Raw genomic sequence first — 15,701 nt, forward strand, 5'->3', positions numbered from 1 at the left:
TGCCCATCAACGCTTTCACGAATAAGCATTGATTGAACAGTGATATACTGTCAGTGTCCGGGGACTTTCAAACGCAGCGATCATTGTGACCGCTCACGTGACGAGTTGCAAGGAAAAGACTAAGATTAAGCAGGGATTTGGGTAAAATGACGAGGAAAACCATGGCACAGAAACACACATACAAGTTTGCATCCTTTAATTTGCTGAACTTTGCTGCGCCCCCTTATTCCTTTTACCAGCTTGATGAATCCTACAACGACACTCAGTGGCTCACCAAAACCCAGTTTATCACGGGTCTAATCCAGCATATGGACCCAAGCGTCATTGTGTTTCAGGAAGTGTTTAGCCCCGAAACGCTGGCTACCTTATGTGAAGATTTGGGTCTACCGTATTTTGCCACCGTAGATACGCCTAAACCGGATCTGGTCTATCCCAATGTGCTGTTTAACCCCATTGTTGCCATTGCCAGCAAATTCCCCTTTAAAAGCTTTACCCCGCTGGAGCCCTGCCCCGAGTTACTGGAGTACCTCAATAACCAGCACCAGTTTAAGTTCAACCGAACTCCGATCAAATGCAGTTTTGAGCTACCCGATTTTGGCCTGACAACCGTTTATGCAGTGCATTTTAAATCCCAACGTGTCCATTCGATGGCCCACATGCTGGGTAATGCTTCTGTGGAAGATCCCTTGCTCACTTTATTACACCAGACCGTCGGCACCATGCAGTCACAGATATCCCGCTCGCTGGAGGCCTCTATTGTTTACTACGATGCCCTCAAAACACAGCGCGAGAAAGGCGCCGCAACACTCGTCATGGGTGATTTTAACGACCATATTGCCAGCCCTGCACTGTCTTTTATGACTCAGCAGTTTCCGACCAGTGCTATCCATCAGGACTTTAACAGCGTCGGACTATTCGATAGCTTTTGCCTGGCGGACAATCAACTCAGCTTTGGTCAGAAGCCACCTACTCACTACTATCAGGGTACAGGCAACACGCTCGACTATATTTTAGCTTCCAAAGAGTTCAACCCCAATCTTGAACAGAGTAAAGTGAGGCGCCTCACCTATCACAATTATGCGTCGCACCTGGACCCCAAACGGGATGAAGAAGACATTCGCTATTCCGATCATGCCGCCATTGCCATAGAAATGATGCTGCAATAAGTTCTCGGCGTTGGCGAGCTGTGGTATGATCTTTACCTGTAACGATTTATTTGACCAGTTAATGGGAAACCAACAATGAGAACACTCGGTGTAGAGATTACCGGCAGCGAGGCCCTGCTGTGCCTGTTGAGCAAAGAAGAAGACGTTTTTGATATCCGTGATATTCGCCAGACGCGCTTCACGCTTGGTAATATTGGCCAGGACACAGATGCGATGCGCAAATTCCACTTCGATTTTGCTAAGCTGGTAGAAGATTACAAAATTGACTCTATTGCCATTCGTCAGCGTGCCCATAAAGGCAAGTTCGCGGGCAGCGCGGCCGGCTTTAAAATGGAAACAGCGATGCAGCTTATCGAAGGCACAGACGTTAAGTTATTGTCTTCTACCGAAGTCAAAGAGCAGCTGAAACGCAACCCGGTACCTGTCGATTTCGCCGATACCGGCTTAAAAAAATATCAGGAACAAGCGTTTCACAACGCCTACGTCTACATCATGCGTAAAACCTATGGTCATGAAGAAGCCGAACAGGCAGAATAGCCATCTCGCCCGGCTCACATGCCGGGCTTTTTGATCCCACTATACACAGCTAACACTTTCTCATATTTCACTTTTTCCAAATTGTCACTTGGTTTTCATTCGTGTTCTGCGTTATAAGTACGCTTGGCGTGTACGCTTTTTCTGAGCAAACTGACGAACACACCCCACATCAACGCGCAGGGTCAATCCGGCACTGTTACCATGCAGGAGGCAATATGCTTAAGTTTTTCGAACGATTCACCGACCCATTCCCAGCGCGACCAGCGACACAACCCCCACAAGGCTTACTGGCGTTTTGCCGGTTTTATACCAAAGGCATGGAGTGGCCACTGTTGTTGATGTCGCTGTCGGCTGCCATCCTGGCCACGCTCGAAGTGATGTTGTTCGGCTTTATGGGCACGCTGGTTGACTGGATGCAGGCTTACACGCCCGCTGAGTTGTTCGAAGTCAAGCGCCAGGAGCTCACGGTTATGGCCGTGATCACTTTGGTCGGTCTGCCCTGCCTGGTGTTTTTCCACAGTGCGATACTGCACCAAAGCCTGCTGGGAAACTACCCTATGGCCATTCGCTGGCTGGCGCATCGCTATTTGTTAAAACAAAGCATCTCCTTCTATCAGGATGAATTTGCAGGGCGAATTGCAACCAAGGTCATGCAAACGGCCCTGGCCATCCGAGAAGCGGTGATGAAGCTGCTGGATGTACTGGTTTACGTTATTGTGTACTTTGGCGCTATGCTTGCGCTGGTGAGCGACAATGACATGAGACTAATGATCCCACTGCTGATTTGGCTGGCGTTGTACATAGGCATGCAGTTTTATTTTGTCCCCCGGCTCAAACAGGTTGCCAGTAAACAAGCCGATGCCCGCTCTCAGATGACAGGTCGCGTGGTCGACAGCTACACGAATATCACCACAGTGAAGCTGTTCTCATATAATAAGCGTGAAGAGGTCTATGCCCGGGAAAGCATGGACCTGTTCATTCAACCAGTCTATGCCCAGATGCGACTGGCAACCCAGTTAAACGTCAGTATCCAGACTCTTAACTTTCTTTTGGTGTTCAGTGTCGCCGCAGGCTCACTTTACCTCTGGTCACTCAGCGCCATCACCAGCGGTGCCATCGCAATCACAATAGCCCTTGCTTTGCGCCTCAATGGCATGTCGCAGTGGATTATGTGGGAAGTTTCCAGTTTGTTTGAAAATATAGGCACCGCCATTGATGGTAAAAACACATTGGCCAGACCATTAGACGTGCAAGATCTGCCCAACGCCCCGCCGTTAAACGTCACCCGGGGTGAAATAAAATTTACCGACCTGCACTTTGCATACAGACGGCAAAAGCAATCCGATCAGCATGCCGTCATTCAGGGGCTTAACCTGACAATCGCCCCGGGCGAAAAAATCGGTATTGTCGGTCGCTCCGGCGCGGGCAAATCGACCCTGGTTAATCTGCTGCTGCGTTTTTACGATGTTCAGCAAGGCAGCATTGAAATTGATGGGCAAAACATTGCTCAGATTGACCAGGAAAGCTTGCGCGCACACATCGCCATGGTTACACAAGATACTGCACTGCTTCACCGTAGCGTTAGAGATAACGTGCTCTATGGTCGACCCGATGCCAGCGAAACTGAGTTGCTGGACGCAATAAACAAAGCCGAAGCGAGTCAGTTTATCGAAGGACTTGAAGACAGTCAGGGCAATACCGGACTGGATGCCCAGGTGGGTGAGCGCGGTGTAAAGCTTTCAGGCGGACAACGCCAGCGTATTGCCATAGCACGGGTATTACTAAAGAATGCCCCCATTCTGATTTTGGATGAGGCAACCGCAGCACTGGACTCTGAAGTAGAAGCGGCGATTCAGGATAGTTTAGACAGTCTGATGACGGGAAAAACCGTGATTGCGATTGCGCACCGCTTATCGACCATTGCACAAATGGACCGGCTGATAGTAATGGATCAGGGCCAGATTGTTGAACAAGGCACACACGATGCCCTGCTAGAACAAAATGGTATCTATGCGAAATTATGGACACATCAAACCGGTGGATTTATTGGTGTTGAATAGTGTCGCTCATGTGGCTCAGGTCGGTTGTTGCGTTGCGTATTTTATGCCCCCACAAAACAACTGACAGGCTTGATCCACAAAAGCATCCAGATCTGCCTCAGCAAGGGGGGCCTGCCAGCGGGTAGCCTGATCCCAAAACGTCAGCCGCTTCAATGCTCCCCAAAAAAAAGCAGCAGCAAATGGTGCTGAGAATGTGCCCAGACACCCTGCACGGGAAGCCTCTTCAAACCACAGGCTCATTGCAGACTCGCACTGGCTGAATTTACGATTGAGCCTGTCAGCCTGTGCCTGACAACGCATGGACTCGATCATTACGATACGTGACAGCTTGATGTAGTCTTCATCCGCCAGCAAAGAAACGGCGCTGTCTGCCAAATGACGTAGCTGAATTTCAAAGTCGTAGTTTGGAATAAACTGAATGGTCGTAATAGGCTGTATTCTTTCGATTAGAGAAACAACCACAGCATCAAACAAGGCTTCTTTGGTCGCGTAATGTTTATATAAAGTGCGTTTGGATACCATTGCGGCGGCACAAATTGCTTCCATGGTGGTGGCCTGTAGCCCTCGCTGTGCAAACTCCTCTACCGCTGCGCTTAGTATTGCTTGTTGTTTTTCAGTAAGCTCGGTCATCGACTCGGACATCTGTGTAAAATTAACAGTAGTTTAACTTAAAAAGGGCTAATGTGAAAGTAAACGCTTCCGTATATCACCTTATCAAAAAAGTACACGATACCGTTTACCTAATAAAAGATTAGGTATACACTTGCGTATACTTGCAATATTGTCGATTCATCTCAGCACTATATCGCTGACTTAAACCACATAAGATAAGCAGCTGTTGGTGCTTTAATAGTGACGCGGTTTGGCCTGTTATGGTGTAGACAGCCCACCGCACGACAACTTATTCACTGATTTCAGGGCTAGATCGAGAGTTACTAAATCGGCACACGTAAATATAAAAGCAGTGCTACACTTATTCGATTGGTTTGTGAACACGTCAGCGAATAAATGCAAAAGTAAACCCAATAAATGAGAGGCCAATTCGTCTCTTTTCAGGAATAAAAAATTTTAATCAGGATTTGGAGTATACATGTATCCAGCCCATAAAAGCAGTCGTGTAGTACACCTGGCAACAGCGGTATTGTCTGCACTCGTAATTTCCGCCTGCTCCGAGGCACCGCAAAGCCAAGGTGGCCCGTCTATGCCCCCCGCGCAGGTAAGTATCAACAAAGTCACGACCCAGAGTGTGCCATTTAATATCGAGCTACCAGCAACCCTGGCCGGCGATAAAGAAGTGGAGATCAGGGCGCGCGTGTCAGGACTGATTGAGTCCAGAAACTTTGAAGAAGGTCAGTATGTTAAAGCCGGGCGCTCTCTATTTACCATTGAGCTTCGCCCACTTGAGCTGGAGCTTGAAAAAGCCGAAGCAGAACTCAATGCCGCCAAGGCCAATGTGGCACAGGCTAAGCGCGAGAAAAATCGCCTGGAACGCCTGAAAGACGAGCGCTCAGTGTCGAAGCGCGATTTCGATAATGCCGTATCTGCGTACGAAGTGGCCATCGCAAACCTCGACTCCGCCAAAGTAGCACTCAGTGAAGCAAAGCTGGACCTGGAATATGCTCAGGTTAAAGCGCCCGTTTCAGGTATCATGGGTCGGGAGTTTGTCTCGCAAGGGAGCTATGTCTCTGGCCCCACCGTACTACTGAGTGAGTTGACTGACACCAGCATGATGCGCGCCCGCTTTGGTTTTTCCGAGCGAGAGCAGCTGGCTATGCGCCAGGATGTCGAAAATGGCACGCTCAGCTTGCCCAAAAACAACGAGTTCAACGCCACCATAGTGCTGCAGGACGGCTCTGTCTATGCTCATTCAGGCAAAGTCGATTTCTCGGATGTGCGAGTCAATCGCTTTACCGGTACCAGTGAACTCCAAGCCCGCATCAATAACCCCGACGGTGAACTACGCCCGGGTCAGTTTGTTCGCGTTCGCCTGTCAGGCGCAGTACGCAATAATGCCATCGTGTTGCCACAGCGAGCGGTGTTGGATAACGGCACAGGCAAGTTTGTCTATATTGCAACCGAGAATGAACAAGGTATGACGGTTGCTTTACCCGCCCCTGTTGAGGTAGGTGAATGGGTGAACTTAGATGGTAAAAATATGTGGGTGATACGACAAGGCCTGACGCCCGGCCAACCCGTGATCGTTGAAGGTATGGCTAGGATCTTCTTCCCAGGTATGCCGGTTAGCGTGAGCGACGAAGGAGAATAATTGTATGTTCTCTAAGTATTTTATTGATCGCCCGATCTTTGCTTTTGTGATCTCCATTGTCATTGTACTGGCAGGTCTGGCAGCAATGCGCACCCTGCCCATTGCGCAGTATCCGGAGATAGCTCCACCTCAGGTTCAGGTAACCGCCTTTTACCCAGGTGCGTCGGCTGATGTATTGGAACAAACGGTTGCAGCACCGATAGAAAATGCCATCACAGGGGTTGAAGGCATGATGTATATGGAGTCAACCAGTACCAGCTCCGGCACAACCACTATCACAGTGACCTTCGAGATAGGTACCGATATTGATCAGGCCGCGGTCGACGTCAACAATCGGGTCAAACAAGTGGAAGCGCGTTTGCCTGAAGAGACTCGCCGTCAGGGCGTTGTGGTGGCGAAAGGCTCATCCAGTTTCTTACAGGTTCATGCCTTTTACTCGCCTGACGGTACGCGTTCCAGTCTGTGGACGTCGAACTATGTCACCATGAATATTCTTGACCGCATTAAGCGTATTCCCGGCACCACCAGTGTACAAATCTTTGGTGCCAAAGACTACGCCATGCGTGTGTGGATCCGCCCTGATTTAATGAGTCAGTTAGGGGTAACGGTCGAGGAGATCACCGCAGCCATCCGTGAGCAAAACTCACAGTATGCAGCGGGAACCATCGGTGCCACACCAACCAGCAGCCAGCCCCAGGAGCTGGTGTACAGTGTGACAGCCAAGGGTCGTTTGTCTACGCCTGAAGAGTTTGAAGCGATTATTATTCGCGCCAACCCGGACGGTTCAACCCTGCACCTTAAAGACGTGGCACGTGTCGAGCTGGGCTCAAAAGATTACAATTTTGCCGGTACTTTTAACGGTAAAGAAGCGGTATTACTGGGTGTTTTCCTGCAACCAGGTGCCAATGCACTGGATGTAGCAAACGAAGTTGAATCAGTGATTGCTGAGCTACGCCAGCAATTTCCGGTCGGGCTGGACCACGGTATCCCATACGATACAACCCGCTTTGTAGAGGTGTCTATTCGCGAGGTACTGATCACCCTGGTTGAAGCCATGGTACTGGTATTTCTGGTGGTTTATTTGTTCCTGCAAAACTGGCGTGCAACTTTAATTCCGACTCTGGCTGTCCCGGTTTCTCTGCTTGGTACTTTTGCCGGCCTGTATATGCTTGGTTATTCCATCAATACCCTGACACTCTTTGGCATGGTGTTGTCTATTGGTATCGTAGTCGATGATGCCATCGTTGTTCTGGAAAACGTTGAACGGATCATGCACGAGCAACACCTAAGTGCCCGTGAAGCGGCTATCAAGGCAATGCAGGAAGTCAGTGGACCTGTGGTCGCAATTGTACTGGTACTGTGCTCGGTGTTCGTACCCATCGCATTCCTGGGTGGATTAACCGGTGAGTTATTCCGACAATTTGCCATTACCATCTCGATTTCGGTGAGCCTGTCGGGTGTAGTCGCACTGACCATGACACCGGCGCTATGCGTAATGATACTCAAACATGAGCACAAACAGACCGCAGGGTTCTTCTTGTGGTTCAATAACTGGTTCCAACGCGTCACAGGCCGTTATGTTGGCTCTGTCAGCTTTATGATCCGCCGCGGCCTGCTTGGCCTGGTGCTTATGGCCTCCATGGTTGGCGCAACCGTGTTTATCTGGCAAAAAACCCCGGGATCTTTGGTTCCGGATGAAGATCAGGGCTTTTACATTGCCGCCGTGTTTCTGCCTGACGGCTCATCACTGGAGCGCACCGCTGCAGTAGTGGAAGAAGTGGTTGCAGCTGCGCAGTCTAACCCGGCCAATGAAAACGTGGTGGCCTTTACCGGTTTTGACTTTATCGGTGGCGGTTACAAAAACAGTGCAGCCACCTTGTTTATTACACAGAAACACTGGGATGAGCGCGAAATCGACACTAAATCTCTGGTTGGTGAGCTGTTTATGAAGACCGCAGGGATCAACGAAGCGCTGGTGCTGGCTTTCAACCCCCCTGCCATCTTTGGCCTGGGCACCACCGGCGGCTTTGAGGTATACCTGCAAAATAAAGCTGGTACCGATCCTGAGCGCCTCAAACAAGGCATGCAGATGCTGATGGGCGAAGCGCAAAAGAGCCCAATCCTGGCCGGTATTCAGACGCTTTGGCGACCAGATGCACCGCAGCTGAAAGTTCATATGGACAGAGAGCAGGCGCGTGCCATGGGCGTGAACATCAACTCGGCGTTCAATGCACTTGCCGCTAACCTCGGTAATTACTACGTCAATGACTTTAATAAGTTTGGCCGTGCCTGGCAGGTGCTGTTGTCAGCTGAAGCTGAGTTCCGTATGTCACCCGAAGACGTTGGCCGCATTTACGTGAAAAACAACCGGGGTGAGATGGTCCCTATTTCAGCGTTCACTGACATTGAGTACAGCCGGGGTCCTGAAACTCTGCAAAGATACAATAACTTGTCGGCCGTTAAGTTGATGGGTAATGCCGCGCCCGGTTACAGCTCCGGCCAGGCCATTGCTGAATTTGAGCGCATCGCTAAGCAGGTTTTGCCACCGGATATGACCTTTGAGTGGACGGCATCCGCCTACCAGGAAAAGCGCAGTTCAGGCACAACCGGGTTGGCACTGGGACTGGCCGTTGTGATGGTATTTTTGATCCTGGCGGCGCTGTATGAACGCTGGTCACTGCCTATTTCGGTGTTGCTGGCACTGCCCTTTGGTACTTTTGGTGCGCTTATCTCAATCTGGGTTGCAGGTCTAACCAACGACGTTTACTTCCAGATTGGTCTGGTTACTTTACTTGGCCTGGCCAGTAAAAATGCCATTCTAATCGTTGAGTACGCGCTGATGAAGACACAGCAGGGCTGGAGCCCGGCTGCAGCCGCGCTGGAAGCCGCAAGACTGAGATTCCGCCCCATTATTATGACCTCACTGGCCTTTATTCTGGGCGTAGTGCCGCTGGTACTTAGCTCAGGTGCAGGTGCGGGTGCGCGTCATAGTGTCGGCACCGGGGTAATGGGTGGTATGCTCGCAGCCACATTCCTGGCCGTGTTCTTCCTGCCCCTATTCTTCTACTGGTTGACGGCAAGACGTGTGGCAGAGAAACGCTCCAAACACGAGCTTTGCGAAGAAATTGCGCAGCAACATAAAGCTGAGCACGTAGATACTAAAGAAGATTTGGCATAAGCTGCCACAAGGCATAAAAGCGCCGGTGACTCAAAGAGCACCGGCGCTTTTGTTTATGCAACGCGATACTCTCTTCTGCAGATTAGATCATTTTTGGTGATTGTTTCTTTTGTTAGATATTAATTCCAACCCCTTAGCCTTTAGCCTTTAGTCTAATTTCATGTCATTTCGTCGGCTCTGGCTTGCAATGGGGTAAACTTTACTATTTCTTTGGGTTATAGCTTATTACGTTTTAAGCACCTTTAGTGATTTCAAGGGTGTGTCCGCAGGCAATGACAACAACAAGGAAAAGATCATGACAACATCAGCAATCAAGCCAACTCTCAGCTATCATCGTGGCGCCTCTGACACGCCTTTGCTTGAGCAAACCATTGGCGGCTATCTGGAGCGTATAGTCGAGCAGTTTGGGGACCATGAAGCGATTGTTGTGTGCCACCAGCAACAGCGTCTTAACTATCGTGAGTATCTGGCTCGTATTGATGAGCTGGCTGCTGCACTATTGCACTGTGGGATCCAGCCAGGCGACAGAGTTGGACTCTGGTCACCCAATAACCTTGAATGGTCGCTGGTGCAATTTGCTACCGCGCGGATTGGCGCCATTATGGTGTGTCTGAACCCCGCTTACCGCCCTGCCGAGCTGGAGTTTGCGCTCAATAATGTCGGCTGCAAAATGCTCATTATGGCCTCCCAATTCAAACATAGTAACTATGTCGATATGCTCAAAGAACTTGCCCCGGGACTGGAAGATTGCTCTTTTGGTGATCTATACGCACCCAGACTACCAGATCTGACCCATGTAGTGGTTATTCCACAACCTGGAGAATCGGCCCCGCCAGGGCTGTTTGATTTCAAGCGGTTGCTTACACTCGCCTCAGAACAAGATTATGACACCCTGCGCACTATCGGGCCCAGACTAAACCCCAACGATGCCATTAATATCCAGTTTACGTCGGGGACAACCGGCAACCCCAAAGGCGCAGCATTAACTCACCGAAATATTCTCAATAATGCCAACCTGGTCGCGCAGGCTATGCAATTGACAGAGCGAGATAGACTCTGTATCCCGGTGCCGTTATATCACTGCTTTGGCATGGTGCTGGGTAACCTGGTATGTCTCAGTCAGGGAGCCTGTGCGGTGTTCCCCAATGATGCTTTTGATCCGCTTCTCACACTACAAACCATCGAGGCAGAGCAATGTACTGCGCTGCATGGCGTACCCACCATGTTTATCGCGCAACTGGAGCACGAGCAGTTCAATCAGTTCGACCTGAGCTCTCTCAGAACCGGGGTTATGGCCGGTGCCACCTGCCCGGAAAAGGTCATGCGTGACGTTCAGACCAAAATGCATATGACCGACATCTTAATTGGTTATGGCCAGACTGAATGCAGCCCTATTAACCATATTACTGACGTGTCAGCCCCTTTGGTAAAACGGGTGACCACAGTCGGTCGGGCCATTGCCCATACAGAGGTTAAAATTGTCGATGAAAGTGGCGAACTTACCCCCAAGGGAGTACCAGGCGAAGTCTGTGCTCGCGGATACAGTGTCATGCTGGGCTATTGGCAGGATGATACAAAAACTCAGGCAACCATAGATGCTGATGGCTGGCTGCACTCGGGCGATTTGGGCGTGATGGATGACGAGGGTTATGTTGCCATCGTCGGACGCATCAAAGACATGATCATCCGTGGCGGCGAAAACATCTACCCAAGAGAGATAGAAGAAGTGCTGTATCATCATCCTGACATTCAGGATGCCGCAGTATTTGGGATCCACGATGAAAAATACGGTGAGGAAGTGTGTGCCTGGCTACAACTCAAACCCGGGCATTACATAGATGAAGAAACAGTACGGGATTACCTAAAAGACAAACTCTCCTACTTTAAAGTCCCCAAACACATACGTATTGTCGACACTTATCCTATGACAGTCACCGGGAAGCTGCAAAAATTTAAAATGCGCGAAGCGATGGAACACTCTCTCAGCGAGCCGGTATAAGCAAGGGCGACAAGTCGCCCTTTACCAACGAGCAATACATACCTGATAACTGAAGCTCAGTCATTTGCAGTCGCCTTATTGGTTAAAGCAAAAGGGTTTTTAATCAAAAAAGACTTACTCACACAATAAAATTTTAACTGCATAAACAGCTAAATACATAGAAATCGTTCACAAATTCAACTAGCCTATTAACATGAGCTCCACTTTTAAAATATTTTTCATGGTTGCCAATCATGCATTTGGGTAGACGGTTAATTGTAATACATACACTCCTGGTCTTGATGGCCGTCATACCTGTGCTTTGCTTTGGCAACATTCCCTTGCTTGCCAATCAATACTCATTGAAAAAACTGACCGCTGAAGACGGGTTTGTCTCCTCAGAGATTTATTCCATTATTCAAGATCAACAAGGGTTACTCTGGTTTGGTACGGCTGAAAACGGGGTCATGCGTTACGATGGTCGCAAGGTCACCCTGTTTGAGTTTGATGGTAAGAGTGTAGAAGGTCTCTCTCATAATGACGCCGGTAATCTGATGCTGGACAGGAATGGAAACATTTGGATCGGGACCTGGGGTGGCGGTGCGAACCGTTATGATCCAAGAACAGGAAAGTTTGAGAATTTTATCCATGACCCCAAACAAACCGACTCTATTTCCGCAAACAGGATCCAGTCTTTATATCACGATCTGGATGGCTCTATCTGGCTGGGATCATATGATAGCGGTCTCAACCGATACTTAGGGCAAGGTAAGTTTGAACACATCAGGAAAACTTCTGAATCGGCTACTGGCCTTTCCCATAACCGGATCTGGGATATAGAAAATGACGGCAAGAACCGCATCTGGATTGCGACCAGCTATGGACTAAATTTGTACGATAAAGCGACCAAAAGCTTTCATTACTTTTTTCCCGACTCTGCCAATATCACCCCAACCGGTACGAATGAAATACGCCACATCTTAAAGGCCTCTGACAACCAGCTTTATGTTGGCACACAGCAAGGACCATTCCTATTTGACCCAGAAAGTGCCGACTTTACCGAAATCGGACCGTCAGATGGTAGTCACCTTGGCCAGGTAAACTCTATGATTGAAGATCAGGAAGGCTACATCTGGTTTGTTACCAGTAAAGGCGTATTCAGAAAAACCCCTTCAACTGATGAGTTAGTTCAGCTAGACCTTGAACATAGTCATGGCATGAGAATTATCTTTGAAGACAATGCCAGAACGCTCTGGATAACCAACGAGGTGCATGGCATTTTCAAACTGGTGCCTCATCGCAAATTTAAGTCAATTAACAGCTCAAAACTACAGGCACCCAATGGCATTACCGCAGACAGTAACGGTGATTTGCTTGTGGTTAACTCCAAATCACACCTGCTTAAATGGGACGTGTCCTCACAAACTCTACGAACCCTGTCTGGCCCAATTTTTAACGAGTCTAATGGGTTTGACGAAAACAGGCTGTTAGAGCGTCCGGTTTTGCATCTCGACACACTGGGTAATTTGTGGATTGCACAAGATGAAGGGCTGGCAAAATTTGATTTAGACTCGCATGAAGCTGAGCTCATTCGGTACCCCAAGGATGACCCTAACCACCGAGAATTTAGAGAAATCAGAGCACTCGCTGTCGATAAGCAAGGCGATCTGTGGATAGGCACATACAAAAATGGCGTCTATATTTACAGCCCCGATACAAGCACCTTCAGACACCTTGATCCCTCCTATGGCTTATCTCATCCGGAAGTACTGACAATCTATAAAGATAATTCACATAATATGTGGGTCGGCACCGGCAATGGCGTTAATCTGTGGCTGGAAAAAGAACAAATTTTTCAGCCCTTTACAAACAATATTTACCGGGAAGACAGCCTGCTGGGGAGTATCGTTCACGACATTCATCAGACTCAGGACGGGCAGATCTGGATTGCCACCCAGCAGGGACTTAACCTCTATCAGGCTCAGACCAATAACTTTGCGCATTTTAGTATGCAAAATGGCCTGCCCAGCAACCTGATCCGTGCGATTTCGGATGACATGCGGGGGAATTTATGGCTCACCACCAACAGAGGCATCACCAAGTTTTCTCCAGCAGATGGTAAAGTCACTAATTTTGACAGCCACAATGGGCTGCTCGGACTAAACTATTATCCGGATAGCCTGGTTAAAGGTAAGCACGACCTCTTATTTACCAGTAGCCAGCGTGGCATTGAATATTTCAGTACACGCCCTTTGCAGGCAAACCAAAAAGATCCTGCGCTGATCCTGACCGGCTTTAACAAAATGGGGCAGCCCATTAAGCTGGATAAACCCTATTCCTATGTCACAGATATTTATCTTACATACCTCGATTACATTTTTTCTCTGGAGTTCTCAGTACTGGACTTTGTCTCACCTAATAAGAACCTGTATGCCTATAAGCTTGAAGGTTACGATGACAACTGGATAGAAATAGGCAACCGCAATAGCGCAACTTTCACTAACTTAGATGGCGGGCATTATACCTTTCAGGTAAAAGCAACCAACAGCCGTGGTGAATGGGGCTCAAGCATTCTGTCTGTTAATCTGCACGTGTCCCCGCCTCCGTGGAAAACTTGGTGGGCTTACACTTTGTATGCATTGGCGTGCGCACTGGTTATCTTTAGCGTGATCTACTTACGTACCAGATTTCAAAAAGCTGAGATAGACCGCCAGAAGCAGTTTGTGATCCAGCTTGAGGAGCAGGTCTCTGAGAAAACCGCCTCATTAAAATCGCAAGCCACGGAGCTTGAGGCAGCACTGAAAAAAGCGGAAGAAGCCACCCGGCTTAAATCTGAGTTTTTGGCCAATATGAGTCACGAGATCAGAACGCCCATGAATGGCGTACTGGGTATGTTAGAGCTACTTAAACACAGCGAGTTAACACCCGAGCAGGAACATTCTGTGGGAATTGCCAGCAACAGTGCACACTCCTTACTCAGCCTCATTAACGACATTCTGGATTTTTCAAAAATTGAGGCCGATAAACTGGAACTGGAATTCATTGACTTTGATGTCAGGCAGCTGTTTGAACAGCTAGCAGAGTCCATGGCTCTTGCGGCGCAAACAAAGGGGATCGGCCTTGTTTTGGACCTGACGGGCATTGACGTCAACATTATTAATTCCGACCCTGGCAGGATCAGGCAAATTGCAGCGAATATCCTCAGTAACGCCATTAAATTTACAGAGGAAGGCGAAATCATCATCTCTGCCTCACTTAACCCATCAGTCAGCGATGGCCAATACACACTTAGCTGTCAGATCCAGGACACCGGAATAGGCATTCCAGAAGACATGCTCTCGAGCCTGTTTGATTCCTTCACTCAGGTTGATGCGTCAACCACCAGAAAATATGGCGGTACCGGGCTTGGGCTGAGCATAACGAGAAGGCTTTGTCAGCTGTTAGGGGGAGATGTTTACGTTTCTAGTAAAGTTGGCATTGGTAGCTGCTTTGAATTTACTTGTCTGGTATCCAAAAGCCATCAGCCCCGGCAAAATGTACCGACATTTGATTCAATGAATATTCGTGCGCTGGTGGTCGACCCGGATACATCGAGTAATCAAGCCATCAGAAAGCAACTGGAACTTTGGCAGGTTAAGGTGAGTGTGGCAACGAACGCAGAAATAGCATTGCAAATACTGGCAGACAATACCATAGACATTGTCTTTTTTAATCGCTCACTACCAACTATGAATAGTGAGCTGATGGTCAGAGAGATAAAGCGTAATGATCAGCACAGCCGATTAAAATTGATCATGATGACGCTGCTGGATGAGCAATTCGAAGCCATTGAATCCAGCTCTGAACAGCTGGACGGATATTTCACCAAACCAGCAACTCAAAGCGACCTCATCAAGGCTCTTTCTACTGTACAGGCCAACATTAATGCAGACTCTGACACTGTGACCAATCATAGTGCCCGTGCGGGTAGCGATACCTCAGCCCCTTTTTGGGCAAAACACACCCGCGTTTTACTTGTTGAAGACAATAAAGTAAATCAGATTGTAGCGGTACGGATCTTAGAGCATTTAGGGGTATCAACTGACATTGCCGAAAACGGGTATGAAGCATTAGATAAATTGCGCGATGCTGATGACTCAACTCCATACACTATTGTACTAATGGATTGTCAGATGCCGAAAATGGACGGCTATGAGGCAACCCGCTGTATACGTTCGGCACAAGCAGGAAGTCTTCAGGCAGATATTCCCATCATCGCCATGACCGCCAATGCCATGCAAGGCGACAAACAAAAATGCCTGGATGCAGGTATGGATGATTACATAACCAAGCCCATAGAATCTGCCAAAGTTGCCGAAAAGCTTGAATACTGGATCACTAAAACAACGATAACCTGACTAAAACGCTGGTTTTGCTAATCTACGAATAAGTTGTATTGGGTTGGGTGGAGTAGCAATGTCTTTCTTTTTGGGGTTTTGAGGTGTTACTGGAATTGTGTAGTGGCATAGTGATTTTG

8 protein-coding genes are annotated in these 15,701 nt (G+C 48.6%); 7 read left to right on the forward strand and 1 reads right to left on the reverse strand.

The features are described from left to right. Positions 1-161: 161 nt before the first annotated feature. From CWB99_RS20385 to CWB99_RS20395, 3 genes are all read left to right on the forward strand, one after another. Positions 162-1,166 (forward strand): endonuclease/exonuclease/phosphatase family protein, encoded by a 1,005-nt coding sequence (locus tag CWB99_RS20385; protein WP_138553414.1) that lies wholly within the window; start codon positions 162-164, stop codon positions 1,164-1,166. A gap of 75 nt (positions 1,167-1,241) precedes the next feature. Further along, positions 1,242-1,703, forward strand: a complete 462-nt coding sequence (locus tag CWB99_RS20390; RefSeq protein ID WP_125717620.1) for a DUF3010 family protein — start codon at positions 1,242-1,244, stop codon at positions 1,701-1,703. Positions 1,704-1,918: 215 nt separating this feature from the next. After that, positions 1,919-3,763: an ABC transporter ATP-binding protein gene (locus CWB99_RS20395; RefSeq protein ID WP_138553413.1), complete on the forward strand. Its 1,845-nt coding sequence runs from the start codon at positions 1,919-1,921 to the stop codon at positions 3,761-3,763. A gap of 15 nt (positions 3,764-3,778) precedes the next feature. Here the strand turns inward: CWB99_RS20395 and CWB99_RS20400 are convergent, their stop codons facing one another. Beyond that, the gene (locus tag CWB99_RS20400) at positions 3,779-4,393 is read right to left on the reverse strand and encodes a TetR/AcrR family transcriptional regulator (RefSeq protein ID WP_138553411.1); all 615 of its coding nucleotides are present in this window, start codon (positions 4,391-4,393) and stop codon (positions 3,779-3,781) included. Between the two features lie 460 nt (positions 4,394-4,853). Here CWB99_RS20400 and CWB99_RS20405 point away from each other — a divergent pair, with 460 nt between their 5' ends. The 4 genes from CWB99_RS20405 to CWB99_RS20420 all read left to right on the forward strand — a co-directional run bounded on the left by CWB99_RS20405 (position 4,854) and on the right by CWB99_RS20420 (position 15,582). Beyond that, positions 4,854-6,029 (forward strand): efflux RND transporter periplasmic adaptor subunit, encoded by a 1,176-nt coding sequence (locus tag CWB99_RS20405; RefSeq protein WP_138553410.1) that lies wholly within the window; start codon positions 4,854-4,856, stop codon positions 6,027-6,029. 4 nt (positions 6,030-6,033) lie between these two features. After that, positions 6,034-9,207, forward strand: a complete 3,174-nt coding sequence (locus CWB99_RS20410; protein WP_138553408.1) for an efflux RND transporter permease subunit — start codon at positions 6,034-6,036, stop codon at positions 9,205-9,207. A gap of 295 nt (positions 9,208-9,502) precedes the next feature. Then, positions 9,503-11,206, forward strand: a complete 1,704-nt coding sequence (locus tag CWB99_RS20415) for an AMP-binding protein (RefSeq protein ID WP_138553407.1) — start codon at positions 9,503-9,505, stop codon at positions 11,204-11,206. Between the two features lie 281 nt (positions 11,207-11,487). Further along, positions 11,488-15,582 (forward strand): hybrid sensor histidine kinase/response regulator, encoded by a 4,095-nt coding sequence (locus CWB99_RS20420; protein WP_249332022.1) that lies wholly within the window; start codon positions 11,488-11,490, stop codon positions 15,580-15,582. Positions 15,583-15,701: the final 119 nt, after the last annotated feature.

This window comes from Pseudoalteromonas rubra (assembly GCF_005887095.1).
GTDB classification, from domain to species: domain Bacteria; phylum Pseudomonadota; class Gammaproteobacteria; order Enterobacterales; family Alteromonadaceae; genus Pseudoalteromonas; species Pseudoalteromonas rubra_E.